Origin of the sequence: Prevotella jejuni (assembly GCF_900187995.1) — a bacterium.
GTDB classification, from domain to species: domain Bacteria; phylum Bacteroidota; class Bacteroidia; order Bacteroidales; family Bacteroidaceae; genus Prevotella; species Prevotella jejuni.
The window spans coordinates 75,231-92,633 of sequence record NZ_FZNZ01000006.1 but is presented as its reverse complement, the minus strand read 5'-3'; the positions used below and the strand labels follow the sequence as shown (position 1 = coordinate 92,633).

Here is a 17,403-nt window from a genome sequence, read left to right as displayed (position 1 = left end):
GAGAAACAAGCCAACAGCACTGTTTCCATACAGCCTCTTCTATGGTTTATTGAATAGTTATTTGCAAACGATATTGATAATCTTCTTCGGCACAACGATGATCTTTACGATTGTCTTACCGTCGATATAGTGCTGGCTTCGTTCGTCTTCTAAAGCCTTCTTCTCAATATCTTCCTTCGTTGCATCAGCTGGGAAAGTCATCTGGAAACGTGCCTTACCATTGAAAGATACAGTCAGCTGCACCTCATTCTCTACGAGATAAGACTCGTCCCATACTGGCCATTCAGCATCGAAGACACTCTTTGTCTCACCACCCAACTGCTCCCACAGCTCTTCTGCCATGTGAGGTGCGAATGGAGCGATGACGATAACCATCTTCTTCAATAGTTCACGGTTAGCACACTTCTGCTGTCCGAGTTCGTTAACACAAATCATAAACGCTGAAACAGCTGTGTTGTAAGAGAACTGCTCAATATCGCCTGTCACCTTCTTGATAAGCTTGTGAACGCTCTTCAATGAATCCTTTGAAGGCTCATCATCGTTGAGTTCCTGCTGATAAAGCTTCCAGAACTTCTTCAAGAAACGGAAACAACCATCGATACCGTTCGTGTCCCAAGGCTTACTTGCCTCTACAGGACCGAGGAACATTTCGTAAAGACGGAGTGTGTCTGCGCCATACTGCTCAACAATCACATCTGGATTGACAACGTTGAACATAGACTTTGACATTTTTTCAACCGCCCAACCACATTTGTAGGTGGCGGGTGTTGGGTGTTGGGTGGTGATGAGATCAGATGATGATGTACCATCTTCGAAGATGAATTCAGCATTGTTATACTCTGGACGCCATGCCTTGAAAGCCTCAACATCCAATACATCAGCATGAACAATGTTCACATCAACGTGGATAGGAGTAGTTTCATACTTGTCTTTCTGGCCCAAGCTGACAAAGACTGGTGCCTTTGAGTGGTCGTCAGAATTGATACGATAAACGAAGTTAGAGCGTCCTTGAATCATTCCTTGGTTCACCAACTTCTCGTATGGCTCCTCTTTACAGCTGCAACCACAGTCGAAGAGGAACTTATTCCAGAAACGACTGTAAATCAAGTGACCTGTTGCATGCTCGGTACCACCGACATAAAGGTCTACATTCTGCCAATACTCGTCTGCCTTTTTGCCCACAAGTGCCTCGTCATTGTGTGGATCCATGTAACGAAGATAGTATGCTGAGCTACCTGCGAAGCCCGGCATTGTATTCAACTCCAATGGGAATACAGTCTTATCGTCAACCAATGACTTCTCAACTACCTTACGCTCAGCCTCGTTCCAAGCCCAAACCTTCGCACGACCCAATGGTGGTTCGCCGCTTTCTGTTGGTTCGTACTTGTCGATTTCAGGCAATTCAAGTGGCAAACACTCCTCTGGTATCATGTAAGGCATTCCCTGCTTGTAATAGACTGGGAATGGTTCACCCCAGTAACGCTGGCGCGAGAAGATGGCATCACGCAGACGATAGTTAACCTTCACACGTCCGATACCTTTCTCAGTAACAAACTGCTTTGTCTTGGCAATAGCCTCCTTCACCGTAAGACCATTGAGAGAGAAACCGTCCATGCTCTCTTTTCCTGCAGCAGGAGAGTTGGTTACGATTCCTTCCTTTGCATCAAAGCTCTCTTCAGAGACGTCAGCACCCTCAATCAATGGGATGATTGGGAGGTTAAAATGCTTTGCAAAGGCATAGTCACGACTGTCGTGAGCAGGCACAGCCATAATCGCTCCTGTTCCATATCCAGCCAAAACATACTCTGAAATCCAAATAGGAATCTGCTCGCCAGTGAATGGATTGATACCATATGAGCCTGAGAAGACACCTGTCACCTTACGGTCAGACATACGTTCTAACTCTGTGCGCTTCTGTACATACGCCAAATACTCCTCTACCTCAGCCTTCTGAGCCTCTGAAGTGAGCTCTGCAACGAGTTCTGACTCTGGTGCCAATACCATGAAGCTAACACCAAACATCGTATCAGCACGCGTTGTAAAGATCGTGAACTTACCCTCTTTCTGACCCTCACCAGTTGGTGTAAGGTATTTGAATTCAACCTCTGTACCCTCAGAGCGGCCAATCCAGTTCTTCTGTGTCTCCTTGATAGAGTCAGACCAGTTAACCGTCTCCAAACCATCAAGCAGTCTTTGTGAATAGGCTGACACACGAAGGCACCACTGCTTCATCAACTTCTGTACGACAGGATAGCCTCCACGCTCGCTCACACCATTGACAACCTCGTCATTAGCAAGCACCGTTCCGAGTCCCGGACACCAGTTTACCATCGTCTCACCGAGGTAAGCAATACGATAGTTCATGAGCTTCTCCTGCTGTTCCTGCTCGTCCATGCTCGACCAGTCACGTGCTGAGAAAATCAGTTCCTCGCTCTGTGCAACGTTAAGATTCAGTGTTCCTTCTTCCTCAAAGTGGCGAACAAGGTCCTTGATAGGCAATGCCTTCTGTTGTGTATAGTCATAATAAGACTCGAACATACGCTCGAAAGCCCACTGTGTCCAGTGATAATAACGTGGGTCACAGGTGCGTACCTCACGATCCCAGTCGAAACTGAAACCTATCTTATCCAACTGCTCACGGTAACGAGCAATGTTCGTGTCGGTTGTCAGCTGTGGATGCTGACCCGTCTGAATGGCATACTGCTCAGCAGGAAGTCCGTAAGCATCATATCCCATAGGGTTCAACACGTTGAAACCCTTCAGTCGCTTATAGCGTGCATAGATGTCACTTGCAATATAACCCAATGGGTGTCCAACGTGCAATCCGGCTCCTGATGGATAAGGGAACATATTAAGTACATAGAACTTCTGCTTGTTCTCGTCCTCAACAACTTTGTAGGTCTTATTCTCAACCCACTTCTGTTGCCATTTCTTCTCAATGTCTATGAAGTTGTATTCCATTCTTATTTTCTATTATAACTAATGTGCAAATTTACAAAAAGTTTCCGTAAAACACTTCGTTTCGTTGGGAATTATAGAACGAAAAAATATAATATTCTTTGTTTACTCAGGGCAGAATAAGTCCTTTATAACAATAAACTGCTCTTCTCTCAACTGCATATCGCATGACTTTCACTCCTCCGCACCACACGTGCGAAGCGTCCGCACCATTGGTGCGAAGCCTCAACACCACTTGTGCTAAGCCTCAATACGTCAGTCGTTAAGGGTAGAAAGAGGGGGATTTGTTGTTACATTAAACCATTGGTAAGGCTCTATTGACATACAGATATGGAAAAAGTATTATCAAAACCCTATTAATCAACACATTAAAAGAGGATTCATTCCGTTTGACCATCTACTTTCTAACCGAACACTATGAGCTTTTCTGCATTGTAATCTTCTTGCATATTAATAGAAATAGAGCACTAAAAAGGAGTCAATTATGAGACATAAAGACAAGAAAGTAAAAATATTTTTGAAATGAATTGCAACTTATTAAGAAAAAACATATATTTGCATCATATTGATAACTATGAACTTAACGCTTTGAATATGTGGAATAAATTAATACTATTACTCACAGTTTGCAGCTCTGCAACAGCCCTATCAGCCCAGAATACAACTAAAACAGACTCCACAAAGACACAGAAGTTGGAGGAAGTCGTCGTAGCACAAAGGCGTCAGCTTATCAAGAATGATATTGACAAGCTAACCTATGATGTGCAGCATGACAAGACTGCACAGACAAAGACGACCTTAGAAATACTCAAGAAAATACCCCTTGTCACCGTTGACGGACAAGAAAACATCAGGGTTCAAGGCTCTACAAGTTTTAAGGTGTATAGGAACGGACATCCTGACCCAAGTCTTTCAGGGCAGAACCTTAAGGATATTCTCAAGGCAATACCTGCTTCTACGATCAAAAGGATTGAGGTTATCACTGACCCCGGTGCCAAGTATGATGCTGAAGGAACTACGGCTATCCTCAATATTGTCATGATGAGCAATACTAAACTACAAGGAATATCAGGCAATGTAAACTCTGATGTCGACACTCACGGCTCTACAAGGCTTGGTACTTATCTAACAACAAAGGTGGGAAAGCTCACGACAACCGTCAATTATAACTACAGGAACCAAAGCAGAAAACGAACAGAAAACTATAGAGAGGAGGTTTACAACTACGTAAAGACGGGCGAACAAAAACGTGAATATGGGACTAATAGCACTGCAGCGATATTACATTTCGGTAATATCAGTGCAAGTTACGAGATTGACTCACTCAACTTGCTGACCGCATCGACCACTTTTCTTGGCTATAAAGCCGATGCCAACGCACAAAACACAAATGAACGATGGGATAAGAACAGCCAGTTGATTTACAAATTCGACAATAATATGACTACTCCGGGCTACTCTTATCTTAATATTGGAGGACGTTTGGATTATCAACATAAGACTCATTTAGATGGAGAAATCCTTACTTTTTCTTATATGTTGGCAGCTACACGACCACACACCATCTTCCGTCAGATGTATAACAACATGGTTAACTTCCCTGTCAACTATACAAGTTACGACCAGAACACCCGTGAACGCTTCACAGAACATACTTTCCAAATTGACTATGTACGCCCCTTTGGAAAATACCACAAGATAGAAAGCGGAACAAAATATATCCTTCGTAACAACAACAGTACGTCATTAATGGACTATCAAGGAACTACCCCTGACATGGAAAGTAAGTTCAAGCATAACGCACAAGTGGCTGCTGCCTACCTCTCATATATCTTCACCGCTGGCAAATGGGCTGCTCGTGCAGGTTTGAGATATGAGTTTACTCGCATGAAAGCATCCTATCCCGATGGTAGTAATGCCGATTACCATGCTAATCTCAATGACTGGGTACCATCAGCAAGCCTACAATACAAGATTAGTGATAGTCAAACACTGAAGTTTAGCTATAATACCAGCATCAACAGACCCGGCATCGGCTATCTCAATCCAGCCATCATTAGCACACCAACGGCAGTCTCTTTCGGTAACGCAAACTTAGGAAGCAGTCGTAACCAAAAGCTACAACTTGTGTATATGTTGGTTACTTCAAAATTTACTTTGCAATTAAGTCCCTATTATTCATTTACCAACAATGGTATAGGTCGTATCTTGTATGAACAAAATCGTAAAGATGTTTCTACTTATCAGAACGTACTGAAGAGTAAAGTGTTCGGTATTTCATCTTACACAGAATGGACTCCTTTCACCGGAACATCGTTTACACTCAACGCTTCCATGCGTTATGCCCGAATCACCTTGCCCACACCTTCTACCAAGAACAGCGGATGCGGTGGTGATATCTACTTTAATTGGGAGCAGAAACTACCTTGGGACTTAACGTTGACAACCAGTATTGGAGGTGAATATGGCAACAGGATTTACAATCCGTATGCTATCGAGGGACGTTGGTTCTACTATAATTTCACCTTGACACGTCTCTTTTTCAAGGACAAGCTGACAGTATCTTTATCAGCAAATTCGCCTTTCAGCAAAGATAAAGCAACTACATATAATATCGTTCGAGGCGATTATACTGGTTATGAACGCTCCGTTATGTACCCTCGATACTTTAATATCGGATTTTCATGGAGCTTTGGTAAGTTAAAAGCAAGCGTCAAGAAGGCTGTACGAAGCATTCAGAATGATGACTTAGTGGGTGGAGGAAAGAAGTAGAAACAGGTCGGTAGGACTGCATACACAGCAACTTAACGCACCTATTTTCGATTCTTCCGTTAAATGTGTGAATACTTTTCGTATTGCTTTAACGGAAGAATCGAAGTTACTCATTAAATAAAAACCATGGCTAAGACAGTCAACTTTCTGTCCTCTTATCATCCTCTGACATTGGAAATCATTTCTTTTTAGACTTCGAAAATAGGTAGGTAAGGATTTGAAAAATCATTACATAATTTCAAAGAAAACATCTATAACTAACGGCAAAAACACATATAAGAAGTAAGTTTGCAATCAACAGAGAGTCAATTAGTTACCAAGTATAAAGTAAAAGGTGCTTAATTGGACTTCAAAAGGGCGTTAGTAAGGGGCTTAAAGGGCGTCTTCTGCAAGCCAAAAGGGCGTCTTCTGCAAGCCAAAAGAGCATGTATTCAAAATCATGATGTGAAAAGTTATGACAAAGTAACAGGCTATTAGCCCTATTGGGCTTATTGGACTTATTAGCCTAATTAGGCTAATAGGGAATACATTGATTGTAGAAGACAGATAGACATCACTTGTCAACTCGTCAATCCGTTAACTCATTAACTTTCTGCCACTATCTTTTGCCATTATAATAAAAAAGGAGTATCTTTGCGAAAGACAAATATAGATACCCTTTAGACAAGTATTTCTCCTCCTTCTCTACTCGAAAGAGAGGAGCAAGAGTGGATATTTTACGCTTATGGCAACACATCCTTTATGGTCTGACGACTACTGGCTACTACTCCTACAGCTTTATCTTAAAAAGCCAGAGGGAATGAAACCGATGTATTCACGTGCGTTGGTAGACCTCAGCTTGGAACTACATATACCACCAAAGAACCTCTATGAACAGCTCTTTAAGCTACGTCATCGTGACATGCCCATCATTAACTTGATTTGGGAGACCTATGGTAAGAACACACGAAGGCTGAATAAAGACGTGAAGAAACTGCGCTCAATGAAAGGATTCGGCCAGTCAAGGGAGTTCTACGATGGTGTGAAGGTACGCGAAACCTTTGAACATGACTTCCTACCAGTGGAAGGGGCTACGGAGTTGAAGCCTTTTATGCTCATTATGATTCTCGACCTCTATTTCCGTCTTACTCCTATTACAATGGCAGCGGAGACACCTGAAGTGATAGAACTGGCCAAACTGATGAAGATAAAGCCACAAATGGTTGTGGAGGTAATGGATGTGTTCCAACTCTGCGACCCCTATCTGAACCGTGACGACCTTCTGATATCGCCCTTATTAATGCCCTGTCAGGAGGTATGGAACCGCTATGGAAATGATAACCCAGAGAAACTTTCTGCCTTGGCAGCACAATTAAAGGAATATTTCACTTGATTATACTTGTTTTTTTAGTACTTTTGTAGCACAATTCAGGTAAACAATGGCACAGGAACAAGTACAGATTCAAAACCAGAAACAGCAACAAGTGCAGCGTCTCTCACAACAGCAGATGCTGCAAGTAAAGTTGTTGGAGATGCCACTGACAGAATTAGAGGAAAGTGTTAATGCTGAACTCGATGATAATCCTGCCTTAGAAGCAGGAGGAGAGGAGACTGATAGCATTGACGACAACGATACTGTAGAGCATTCAGAAGACGATGATTTCGACACACTTCAGGAACGAGAAGAACGACAAGATGCGCTCGACTCGGCACTGGAGCGTATGCGTTCGGATGATGATCTTCCTACATACGATTCAAGACAGCAACGAAATAATGCTGAATATGAGGAGATTGTGTATGGAGACACAACTTCCTTCATTGATAAACTCAATGAGCAGGTGGGTGAAAGAGAGCTTACGGAAAGGCAGAAGAGTATCTTGGAGTATCTTATCGGTAGTTTAGATGATGACGGACTATTGCGAAAAGATCTTGATAGTATCAGCGATGAGTTGGCTATCTACTATGGGATTGACGCGTCTACTAAGGAATTAGAGGAGGTACTGAAGATTCTGCAGGACTTTGACCCAGCTGGTATCGGTGCAAGAGACTTGCAAGAATGTCTCTTGTTACAGATAGACCGAAAGGTTGAGAACGGTGAGTGGGAGAAAGATAGTCATCTGTATAAATACATCTACAATATCCTTTCGCATCATTTCGATGCTTTCAAAAAGAAGCATTGGGATAAGATTCAAAGCGCACTGTCGCTGTCTGACCTTCAAGTAGAGGCACTTCAGCGTGAGATTCGTAAGTTGAATCCAAAGCCGGGGTCGTCAATGGGTGAGACACAAGGACGTAACCTGCAACAGATAACACCTGACTTTATCATCGACACAGAGGATGATGGTACGGTTACTTTCAGCTTAAACCACGGCAATCTACCAGAGTTGCACGTTTCGCAGGCCTTCAACGATATGATGGAGACCTACCGCAACAACAAAGCCGGTATGAACCGACAGGAGAAAGAGGCGTTGCTTTATGCCAAAGAGAAGGTGGAAAAGGCACAAGGATTTATCGAAGCGGTAAAGCAAAGACGCCATACCTTACAAGTGACGATGAAGGCTATCATCGATATTCAGCGGAAGTTCTTCCAAGATGGAGATGAGGCTGACCTCAAACCAATGATTCTTAAAGATATTGCCGACCGTACAGGCTTAGACATCTCTACCATATCACGTGTGAGCAACATCAAGTATGCACAGACACGTTGGGGTACTTTCCCACTGCGTTTCTTCTTTACTGATAGCTATACAACGGAAGATGGCGAGGAAATGTCTACTCGTAAAATCAAGTTGGCACTCAAGGAAGTAATCGACAAAGAGGACAAACGCAAGCCTCTCAGCGATGATGCACTTGCTAAAGTGATGAAAGAAAAAGGCTTCCCAATAGCCCGCCGCACCGTTGCTAAGTACCGCGAACAACTCGGATTACCTGTGGCAAGACTGAGGAAGGAGTGATGTAATTAGGTGTTGGATGTTAGGTGTTAGGTGTTAAAGTATGAACGAAAAGAACATTATATTAACAGCAAGGGTTGTGAGTATGGTTCTCACACCATTCTATTTACCCGTTGTGGGCATTTTAGCTATCTTTACTTTTAGCTATCTAAGTATGTTCCCATGGCAGGCAAAGCTGTCGTATGTCTTTTTGGTTTATGCTTTTACGGTCCTTATTCCAACCTTACTCATCCACCTTTACCGCCAATACCACGGCTGGACATTGATTCAGTTAGGGCAACGAGAGCGAAGAATGGTTCCTTATGTGATTTCTATTCTTTGCTACTTCACGTGCTTTTATATCATGAACATCCTACACCTGCCTCACATGCTGACGTCCATACTTATGGTAGCATTGATTATTCAGATTCTATGTGCTATCATCAACGTATGGTGGAAGATATCAACACATACGGCAGCTATCGGTGGTGTGACAGGCTCTTTAATAGCTTTTTCACTGCTATTCAACTTCAATCCGATGTGGTGGCTTTGTCTTACGCTCATCGTTTCGGGCTTTGTAGGTAGCAGTAGAATGATTCTCAGGCAACATTCATTGGAGCAAGTGGCATCGGGTTTCTTCTTAGGTATCATCTGTTCATTCATTACAATCATCGTTGTATAGAATCAATAGCAGTAGAAAAGTCCACTGATTGCCAAAGAATAAAGAATAAACTGACAGAAAATTACATCTGTCTTAAGAATAAATACACATAAAACAAACAAAGAAAATAAACTTAATACATAAAGAATATGAAGCCATTAGTTAGTATTATCATGGGTTCAACAAGCGATTTACCCGTAATGGAAAAAGCTTGTAAGTGGTTGGAAGAGCAAGAGATTCCTTTTGAAGTGAATGCACTCTCTGCTCATCGTACACCTGACGCAGTAGAGACTTTTGCCAAGGAAGCAAAAGGTCGTGGCGTAAAAGTTATCATTGCTGCGGCTGGTATGGCTGCTGCTTTGCCTGGAGTTATCGCTGCTTCAACACCACTTCCAGTCATTGGCGTGCCAATTAAGGGTATGCTCGATGGTCTTGATGCCTTACTTTCTATCGTTCAGATGCCTCCTGGCATTCCAGTTGCTACTGTTGGCGTCAATGGAGCACAGAATGCTGCCATCCTTGCAGCTGAGATGATAGCACTCGGTGATGAGGCTATTGCAAAGAAGATTGACAACTGGAAGGCTTCATTAGGAAAGAAGATAGAGAAGGCTAACAAGGAGTTAGCTGAACTAAAGGATTATAAGTTTAAGTGCTAAGACCGTCCCTAACCCCTCCAAAAGGCGGAGTAACAACGGGAAACAATTAGGGTAAAGGTCGTTACCACTTATTACCTCTTACTATAACCCCTCTCTCAGAGGGGCTTAGGGAGGTTGTTCATCATCCCAAAAGGGCTTGGGGAGGTACCCCATTATCCAAATAGAACATGATAGATTTATTCAACTTTGAAAGAAGGAAAACCTCTGTCACGCATGTTGGTGCACTCAACATTGGTGGAGAGAACCCTGTACGCGTACAATCAATGACAACTACTTCCACCGATGATACCGAAGGAAGTGTTGCACAAGCTAAGCGTATTATTGATGCAGGAGGAGAGCTTGTACGCCTTACAACGCAAGGTAAGCGCGAGGCAGAGAACTTAAAGAATATCAATGCACAACTACGTGCAGACAATTATATGGCTCCGCTCTGTGCGGATGTTCACTTCAATGCGAATGTAGCAGACGTAGCTGCACTCTATGCAGAGAAGGTTCGTATCAATCCGGGTAACTATGTCGACCCCGCTCGTACGTTCAAAAAGTTAGAGTATACCGATGAGGAATATGCTCAGGAGCTACAGAAGATTGAGGACAGACTGATTCCTTTCATCAATATATGTAAGGAGAACCACACCGCTGTACGTATTGGTGTCAACCATGGTAGCCTCTCTGACCGTATTCGCAACCGTTATGGCGATACACCAGAAGGTATTGTAGAGAGCTGTATGGAGTTCCTCCGCATCTTCCGTAAGTATGACTTCCATGACATTGTCATCTCTATCAAATCCTCAAACACGGTTGTTATGGTTCGTTCCGTACGCCTTCTTGTGGCTGAGATGGACAAGGAAGGTATGCACTATCCGCTCCACCTTGGTGTTACCGAGGCTGGTGAAGGTGAAGACGGACGCATTAAGAGTGCCGTAGGTATTGGTGCTTTGCTCGCTGATGGTATCGGTGACACGATCCGTGTATCACTGAGTGAAGATCCAGAGTGCGAGATTCCAGTGGCTAAACACCTTACATGGTATATCCGTCGACACGAGAAACATCTTCTCATCCCTGCCGAACAGTATGATGGCTTTGATTATCTCCATCCTAATCGACGTGAGACAGTGGCTGCAGGCAACATCGGTGGCGAGAATGTCCCTGTTGTTATTGCCACTCGAAAGGCTGACCAAGCAACTGCCGAGGTATCATCACCAGAACTACCAAAGCCCGACTATATCTATGTACAGGGTGAATTGCCTGAGAAATTAGGTAAGAAACAGAAGTATATCCTTGATTATGACGCCTATATGGACCTTGCCAACAGTGGTAAGCAGTCCTTAGAAAACGTCTATCCAATCTTCCCTGTGACGGGAATGCCTTTCATCAGTGCGATAAACAGTGATGTTAAGTTCCTCGTCTTGAAGTTTGGTACACCTTCTGAGGAGTTCCTTGCTTGTCTGAAAACACATCCAGAGGTGGTTGTGGTATGTATGACAAGCCATCAGAACCGCCTTGGCGACCAACGTGCATTGGCGCATCAACTGATGATAGCAGGGGTAAAGAACCCTATCATCTTCGCCCAGATGTATCAGCATTCAACTACCGAAGAGAAGGAAGAAAGCAGTAACAGCCAACAGGCTGAGACAACTACGGCTAAAGAGAAGTTCCAATTGGAATCGGCAGCAGATATGGGTGCACTCATGATGGACGGACTTACCGATGGTATCTGGCTGATGAACAATGGCAACCTCTCACAAGAGGATGTTGAGCAAACGGCTTTCGGTATTCTTCAAGCAGGTAGATTGCGCATGGTGAAGACTGAATACATCTCTTGCCCGGGCTGTGGACGTACACTCTACGACCTTCGTACGACGATTGCTCGCATCAAAGAAGCTACCAAGGGAATGACAGGACTGAAGGTAGGTATCATGGGCTGTATCGTGAATGGTCCCGGTGAGATGGCTGATGCAGACTATGGATACGTGGGTGCAGGTCCAAAGAAGGTGAGCCTCTACCGCAAACAGGTATGCGTTGAGCACAATATCCCAGAGGAGGAAGCAGTCGAGCGATTGCTTGCTTTAATCAAGGCAGATCAGAATAAGGCTTAAATCGGCGATTAGGACTCAATAGATGTAATTCAACATCGGTGTCTTTCGTTATCATCCCAACGGCAGGAACACCTCTTCCTTGTCGTTTCCTACTGTGCTCTTAATACTCCGCACGCGTGGTGTTCATGCTTAGCACCATACGTGCGGACCGTAAGCACCAATGGTGCGGAGGGCTAACTCCTCTACAATAAATCATACTTTTGATAAGAGGAGAGGATAGATTTGGTGCTTAATGATTAGGGGTAAATAGCAAATAGAGTTTAGATAATTAGGCATAAAAAGGCGATTAATCACCTTGAAAGAATGTACCAATTAGACTTATTTGCCTAACAAGCGAGACAATCTACCCTTATAAAGCACTGATTTACCGATAATTACATTTCTGTGTTAAAACAAGAAAAAGTAAAAATGTAGTATAGATTCTGCTTGCTTCTTTCCTTATAAAAGACTATCTTTGCAGCATGAAGGTATTGGAGGATATAAAGAAGTATTGCCTGAGTCGCTACAACCTGTCCGTTCTTGGCGCACAGGTAGGCATTTATGCGCTCCTTGTATCTATCTGGTCATTGGTCATTATGCTACTTGAACATGATGTCAAAGCCGCCAAGGAGTCCATGTGTGTCAATGCCTTCGTACTTTTCTTGTTACTGATTGTCTTCATGGCGAATTTCTATGTGCTGGTTCCTTATCTCTTTGAAGCAAAGAATAAGATAAAGCACTGGGCATTCTGGGTAATCAATCTGCTGTTTATCGTTCTTTGGAATCATCATATCTTCAGCATTTATAATGCTGATTTACCGAACGCACCTATACGAATAGGCTTCTATCAGTTTGGTGTGATGTGGATGATTCTCAACTATGCAATGGTCGTTGCGGCAATCTTCGTGCGTTATTATATCCGCCATAGTACGCTCAGAAGGCAACTAAGAGAGGAGAAACAAAAGATGACGGAAGCCGAATTGGCATGGCTTAAGAACCAGCTAAACCCACACTTCCTCTTCAATACGCTCAATAACATAGCCTCACTCACTCAGACAAGTCCGAATAATGCCCAAAAGGCAATCGGTCAACTGTCTGAACTCCTACGCTACGCACTCTATGAGACACAGCCTAAGGAGGTGAGTCTGAATGGTGAGATAGCCTTTATCAAGAACTATATCAACCTGATGACGCTACGGTCGGGTAGTAATGTAGAGATAAAGAGCCAATTCATCATCCATAACACACAACTACTCATAGCGCCATTGGTATTCCTAACACCTATTGAGAATGCCTTTAAGCATGGTATAAGTGCCAATAAACCATCGTTTATCCACATATCTATCACAGAAGATAACGGCAAGATAGTTTTTCTCTGTGAGAACAGTAACTATCCAAAGAACGACACTGACAAGAGTGGAAAGGGTATTGGATTGGAGAATATGTACCGCCGTTTAGAGTTGATTTACCCTGATAGGTATCACATCGAACAGCGTATTACACCAGAGGTTTACCACCTCAAGATTATTATTAAGCCGTAATAATCATGTAATTCTCACCTCCAACACCCACTCCCCACATATCATAACCACCCAACATTTAACACCCATCACCCAACACCCTCAATGAGAGCAATAATATTAGGAGCTACTGGCGCAATAGGTAAAGACCTTGTCCAAGAGCTTATCAATGATGATACTATCGAACAAATAGCTATCTTCGTCAGAAGAGACCCAGGCATAAATAACGAAAAGGTAACAACACATATCGTAGACTTCGACCAGTCGGATAAGTGGAGACTCTCCGTACAAGGCGATGTCGTATTCTCTTGCATGGGTACAACGCGCAAAGCGGCTGGCTCAAAGGAGAATCAATACAAGATAGACTATACCTATCAATACAATTTCGCTAAGATAGCAGCAGAGCAGGGAGTACCTTCTTTTGTCTTAGTATCGGCTGCTATGGCTAATGCTAACTCACATTTCTTCTATACAAGGATAAAAGGTGAATTAGAAGAAGCTATCAAACAGCTTCCTTTCCAACATATCTCCATCCTTCGTCCACCTGTTTTAATTCGTAAGAATACTACAAGAAGCTCTGAGAAACTGTCTGTTTCTATACTGCAATTCTTCAATAAAATAGGACTCTTACAGAGCCAACGACCTATGAAAACAGAAGTCGTTGCGCATTGTATGGTTGAACTTGCGAAAACAGAGAAGTCAGGAGTATTTGAGCCAAAGGATATTTTCAAGATTGGAGAAAGATAAACAAAGGGATAGAGTATCCCATCTGCTTGCGATAAAAGAATATGATACTATACGACCGTGAACGTGCCATTCAGCGGATGAACACATTAGCTAAGGAAGGTAAAGACTTTATCTTTATCATCAATTATAAAGCCGATGGTGCATACATAGAGGAGTCTACGGACATCAATCCACATGAATTGCTTTTTGCTTTCCCAAGCCTTTCTAATATCCCTGAGGGCGAAAGCTACAGCAATGAGGCTGTGGAATGGCATACAGAACCACTCACAAGAGATGACTATGAACAGCGTATCAACCTTGTCAAGCAAAGAGAGCGTGAAGGCGACAGCTATTTAGCCAACTTGACATGCAAGATTCCTGTGCATACCAACCTTTCTTTGCACGATATCTTCATGCGTTCAAAGGCGTTATATCGCTGTTGGATGAAAGAAAAGTTCGTTTGTTTCTCTCCAGAAATATTCGTTCGTATCAATAGAGAAGGACTTATCAGTTCCTTCCCAATGAAGGGTACGATTGATGCAACACGTCCTGAAGCTGAGAAGGAACTGATGGAAAATAAGAAAGAAGCAGCCGAACACGCTACCATCGTCGACCTTATCCGCAACGACTTGAGTATCATAGCAGAGCAAGTGCAGGTGAAACGCTATCGCTATGTTGACCATCTGACGACAAACAAGGGTGAAATCCTACAGACAAGTTCGGAGATTACAGGACAACTTCCTGCAGACTATCGTGAGAACATCGGTACACTTCTCTTCCATTTGCTCCCTGCTGGCTCCATTACAGGTGCCCCTAAGCCTCGTACAATGGAGATAATCGATGAGGCTGAGGCCTACGAAAGAGACTTTTATACGGGTGTGATGGGCTGTTATAGTAAAGGACAATTAGACAGTGCAGTGATGATTCGCTTTATTGATCAGGATAAAGACGGACAGCTTCACTACAAGGCTGGGGGCGGTATTACGGCTCAAAGCAATAATGATGACGAATATAAAGAGGTGATAGAAAAGGTTTATGTGCCAATATATTGAGACAATAAGGGTAATAGACGGCTGTGCCTGCAATCTTGCCTACCACGAACAGCGGATGAACCGCACTCGCAAAGAGATGTTAGGACTGACAGAACCGCTGCATATAGCTGACCTTCTAAAGTCTGTTAGCTTACCGATGGAATGTTCAAAGCTACGCTTTGTCTATGATAAAGAGGGCATCCACGATATCACCTGTACTCCTTATATATGTAAGGAAATCAACTCTTTACACCTTGTCTACGACAACAATATCAGCTATCCCTACAAGAGTACTGACCGCTCGGCACTTAACGAACTAAAAAAACAGCAAGGTGACTGTGACGAAATACTTATTGTTCGTGACAATCACCTTACAGATACTTCCTATACCAACATTGCACTCTATGATGGCGAACAATGGTTTACACCCTCTACGCCACTCCTTTGCGGTACGATGCGCCAACGACTGCTCGACTGTGGACTGCTTCAAGAGCGTGAAATCATGGTCTCTGACATTCCTAACTATCAGTATATAAGCCTCTTCAATGCCATGATTTCATTGGGAGAAGTAATACTACCAGTTGATAAGATTAAGTAAACAGCGAATTATTTTCATGACAATAATTATTTTTTTTCACGTAAATAAATATTTTTCTTCATGAAAATAAATATTTCTTTTCATGAAAATAATTCGCAAAAGGCAGTCATCTACATGACGAAAGATGAGAATTACGCTACTTATTAACTTACTTTTTACTGCTTACAGAAGTGATTTTAAAAACAATTTGATGAGTATAATAGCAACCAATATAATCACCATCACTATAAAGTTAAGAATGCGTTTGCTCTTTTTTCTTGGGTCATAAGGATTGCTGCTTGTAGCTCCGAGCTGACGTGATGATGTGTTGTCATTTGGCAAAACATTAGCACTTGTCGTTCTATCTTTAGCCGATATAGAAAGATACTTACCCATATAAGCCTTATATGCCACCTCTTTTATATCTCCCTTACTTCGTTGTTGCAAAGAAGTATAACGACTAACAAAACGCTGATAGAGTGGGTCATCGGCTCCACGCACCATCTTCATGTAGTTCAGTTTACCCCTTAGAACAGCATTAAGAGGTACACAATGCTGATGTCCCTTTGTCTTTCCATGCTGCTGCCTGTAGCTCTTCCACGCTGCCTGACAGGCATCTTCATAACCGTAACGCTCCCAGATATACAGCAAGGAACGGATTTCACGCACATAACGGCGGCTTACATTCACTTTCTCCGTTACCATCAAGCCCGTTACCTCCTGCCGTCTTCCACGACGTTGCAAGTGGGTTTTCTCTTCATTCAGTCGGAAACCATAACGCTCAACAATAGCCTTTACCTGTTGTACAAGCTCTCCCTGTGGACGAAGGATGTCTGTGTCAGCACTGAAAGTGAGGTCATCAGCATAGCGGGTAAAGGTGATGCCTTGTGCAGTAGCTATGCTCGCTATCTCCTTATCCATCTCCCGACAAATAAAGTTCGATAGTGTTGGCGATGTTGCAAAGCCCTGTGCTAAAACTTCTTCATTGTTCTTTGTGCGCACAGTAGCCAACCCAGAGATGAGTTTTGCAGCCAATGATGAGAAGCCAAAAGGCTCTGCCGTCAGACAGTCAGCCACCTGCTGGCGTGTAATAGTGGGGAAGAAATCCTTTAAATCAAGGTTCAGAATATAACGTTTTCCCACATGTGGACGTGCATTATCAACCACAGAACGACCACAAACGAATCCATACGCCCAAGGAGTAGGCTCATCATAGGTCTGAAGTAATATATTAAGTGCATTTAATATACCACGAAGACCACCTTTCGGAGCCGTAATCTCGCGATAGCCACCGTGCTTCTTGCGAAGTCGGAAAGTCTTACAACGTCGTTGGACATTATTGGTATCAGCTAAAAAACTTAGTTGTTTACCACGAAAGTCAGAATAATACCAAGGTAACTTCAGCTCATTCAGCATCGCTGCAAGTTCCTGTGCATCGCTTAAATGGCACAGTTTATTCTCAAAATCAGCCTTTGTATATTCCCTTCCGTTTATTATTCTGGTAGCCATAGTGCGTTT

The 17,403-nt window shown here is 43.1% G+C and carries 12 protein-coding genes; 10 read left to right on the top strand and 2 right to left on the bottom strand.

What is annotated here, in order from left to right; all coding sequences use genetic code 11:
• Positions 1–57: 57 nt before the first annotated feature.
• Positions 58–2,961 carry a leucine--tRNA ligase gene (locus tag CHB62_RS03310; RefSeq protein WP_089365695.1) on the bottom strand — a complete coding sequence of 968 codons (2,904 nt, stop codon included), beginning with the start codon at positions 2,959–2,961 and terminating at the stop codon, positions 58–60.
• Between the two features lie 591 nt (positions 2,962–3,552).
• On the opposite strand from CHB62_RS03310, the gene CHB62_RS03305 reads away from it, so the two are divergent.
• The 10 genes from CHB62_RS03305 to CHB62_RS03260 all read left to right on the top strand — a co-directional run bounded on the left by CHB62_RS03305 (position 3,553) and on the right by CHB62_RS03260 (position 15,906).
• Positions 3,553–5,730, top strand: coding sequence for an outer membrane beta-barrel family protein (locus CHB62_RS03305; RefSeq protein WP_240616204.1), 2,178 nt, complete (start codon positions 3,553–3,555; stop codon positions 5,728–5,730).
• A gap of 724 nt (positions 5,731–6,454) precedes the next feature.
• Positions 6,455–7,102: a hypothetical protein gene (locus tag CHB62_RS03300; RefSeq protein WP_089365693.1), complete on the top strand. Its 648-nt coding sequence runs from the start codon at positions 6,455–6,457 to the stop codon at positions 7,100–7,102.
• 46 nt (positions 7,103–7,148) lie between these two features.
• Positions 7,149–8,663 carry an RNA polymerase factor sigma-54 gene (gene rpoN / locus CHB62_RS03295; RefSeq protein ID WP_089365692.1) on the top strand — a complete coding sequence of 505 codons (1,515 nt, stop codon included), beginning with the start codon at positions 7,149–7,151 and terminating at the stop codon, positions 8,661–8,663.
• A gap of 40 nt (positions 8,664–8,703) precedes the next feature.
• Positions 8,704–9,321, top strand: coding sequence for a hypothetical protein (locus CHB62_RS03290; RefSeq protein ID WP_004358931.1), 618 nt, complete (start codon positions 8,704–8,706; stop codon positions 9,319–9,321).
• A gap of 128 nt (positions 9,322–9,449) precedes the next feature.
• Positions 9,450–9,956: a 5-(carboxyamino)imidazole ribonucleotide mutase gene (purE, locus tag CHB62_RS03285; protein ID WP_004358933.1), complete on the top strand. Its 507-nt coding sequence runs from the start codon at positions 9,450–9,452 to the stop codon at positions 9,954–9,956.
• Positions 9,957–10,123: 167 nt separating this feature from the next.
• Positions 10,124–12,052, top strand: a complete 1,929-nt coding sequence (locus tag CHB62_RS03280) for a 4-hydroxy-3-methylbut-2-en-1-yl diphosphate synthase (RefSeq protein ID WP_089365691.1) — start codon at positions 10,124–10,126, stop codon at positions 12,050–12,052.
• 461 nt (positions 12,053–12,513) lie between these two features.
• Complete coding sequence (locus CHB62_RS03275) at positions 12,514–13,572, top strand: sensor histidine kinase (protein ID WP_089365690.1); 1,059 nt, start codon at positions 12,514–12,516, stop codon at positions 13,570–13,572.
• Between the two features lie 84 nt (positions 13,573–13,656).
• Entirely contained in the window at positions 13,657–14,298 is a 642-nt protein-coding gene (locus CHB62_RS03270) for an NAD(P)H-binding protein (protein WP_089365689.1), read from the top strand.
• Between the two features lie 41 nt (positions 14,299–14,339).
• Positions 14,340–15,329, top strand: a complete 990-nt coding sequence (locus CHB62_RS03265; protein WP_089365688.1) for an aminodeoxychorismate synthase component I — start codon at positions 14,340–14,342, stop codon at positions 15,327–15,329.
• The gene (locus tag CHB62_RS03260; RefSeq protein WP_089365687.1) at positions 15,313–15,906 is read left to right on the top strand and encodes an aminotransferase class IV; all 594 of its coding nucleotides are present in this window, start codon (positions 15,313–15,315) and stop codon (positions 15,904–15,906) included. The genes CHB62_RS03265 and CHB62_RS03260 overlap by 17 nt, the downstream gene beginning before the upstream one ends.
• 162 nt (positions 15,907–16,068) lie before the next feature.
• Here the strand turns inward: CHB62_RS03260 and CHB62_RS03255 are convergent, their stop codons facing one another.
• Positions 16,069–17,394 (bottom strand): reverse transcriptase family protein, encoded by a 1,326-nt coding sequence (locus CHB62_RS03255; protein ID WP_089365686.1) that lies wholly within the window; start codon positions 17,392–17,394, stop codon positions 16,069–16,071.
• Between the last annotated feature and the right edge of the window lie 9 nt (positions 17,395–17,403).

Excerpts from the sequence above, each read along its gene's own strand:
- CHB62_RS03255 (WP_089365686.1), bottom strand. The coding sequence starts at position 17,394 with ATGGCTACCAGAATAATAAACGGAAGGGAATATACAAAGGCTGATTTT.
- rpoN (WP_089365692.1), top strand. The coding sequence starts at position 7,149 with ATGGCACAGGAACAAGTACAGATTCAAAACCAGAAACAGCAACAAGTG.
- CHB62_RS03280 (WP_089365691.1), top strand. The coding sequence starts at position 10,124 with ATGATAGATTTATTCAACTTTGAAAGAAGGAAAACCTCTGTCACGCAT.
- CHB62_RS03310 (WP_089365695.1), bottom strand. The coding sequence starts at position 2,961 with ATGGAATACAACTTCATAGACATTGAGAAGAAATGGCAACAGAAGTGG.
- CHB62_RS03305 (WP_240616204.1), top strand. The coding sequence starts at position 3,553 with ATGTGGAATAAATTAATACTATTACTCACAGTTTGCAGCTCTGCAACA.
- CHB62_RS03260 (WP_089365687.1), top strand. The coding sequence starts at position 15,313 with ATGTGCCAATATATTGAGACAATAAGGGTAATAGACGGCTGTGCCTGC.
- CHB62_RS03270 (WP_089365689.1), top strand. The coding sequence starts at position 13,657 with ATGAGAGCAATAATATTAGGAGCTACTGGCGCAATAGGTAAAGACCTT.
- CHB62_RS03275 (WP_089365690.1), top strand. The coding sequence starts at position 12,514 with ATGAAGGTATTGGAGGATATAAAGAAGTATTGCCTGAGTCGCTACAAC.
- CHB62_RS03290 (WP_004358931.1), top strand. The coding sequence starts at position 8,704 with ATGAACGAAAAGAACATTATATTAACAGCAAGGGTTGTGAGTATGGTT.
- purE (WP_004358933.1), top strand. The coding sequence starts at position 9,450 with ATGAAGCCATTAGTTAGTATTATCATGGGTTCAACAAGCGATTTACCC.
- CHB62_RS03300 (WP_089365693.1), top strand. The coding sequence starts at position 6,455 with ATGGCAACACATCCTTTATGGTCTGACGACTACTGGCTACTACTCCTA.
- CHB62_RS03265 (WP_089365688.1), top strand. The coding sequence starts at position 14,340 with ATGATACTATACGACCGTGAACGTGCCATTCAGCGGATGAACACATTA.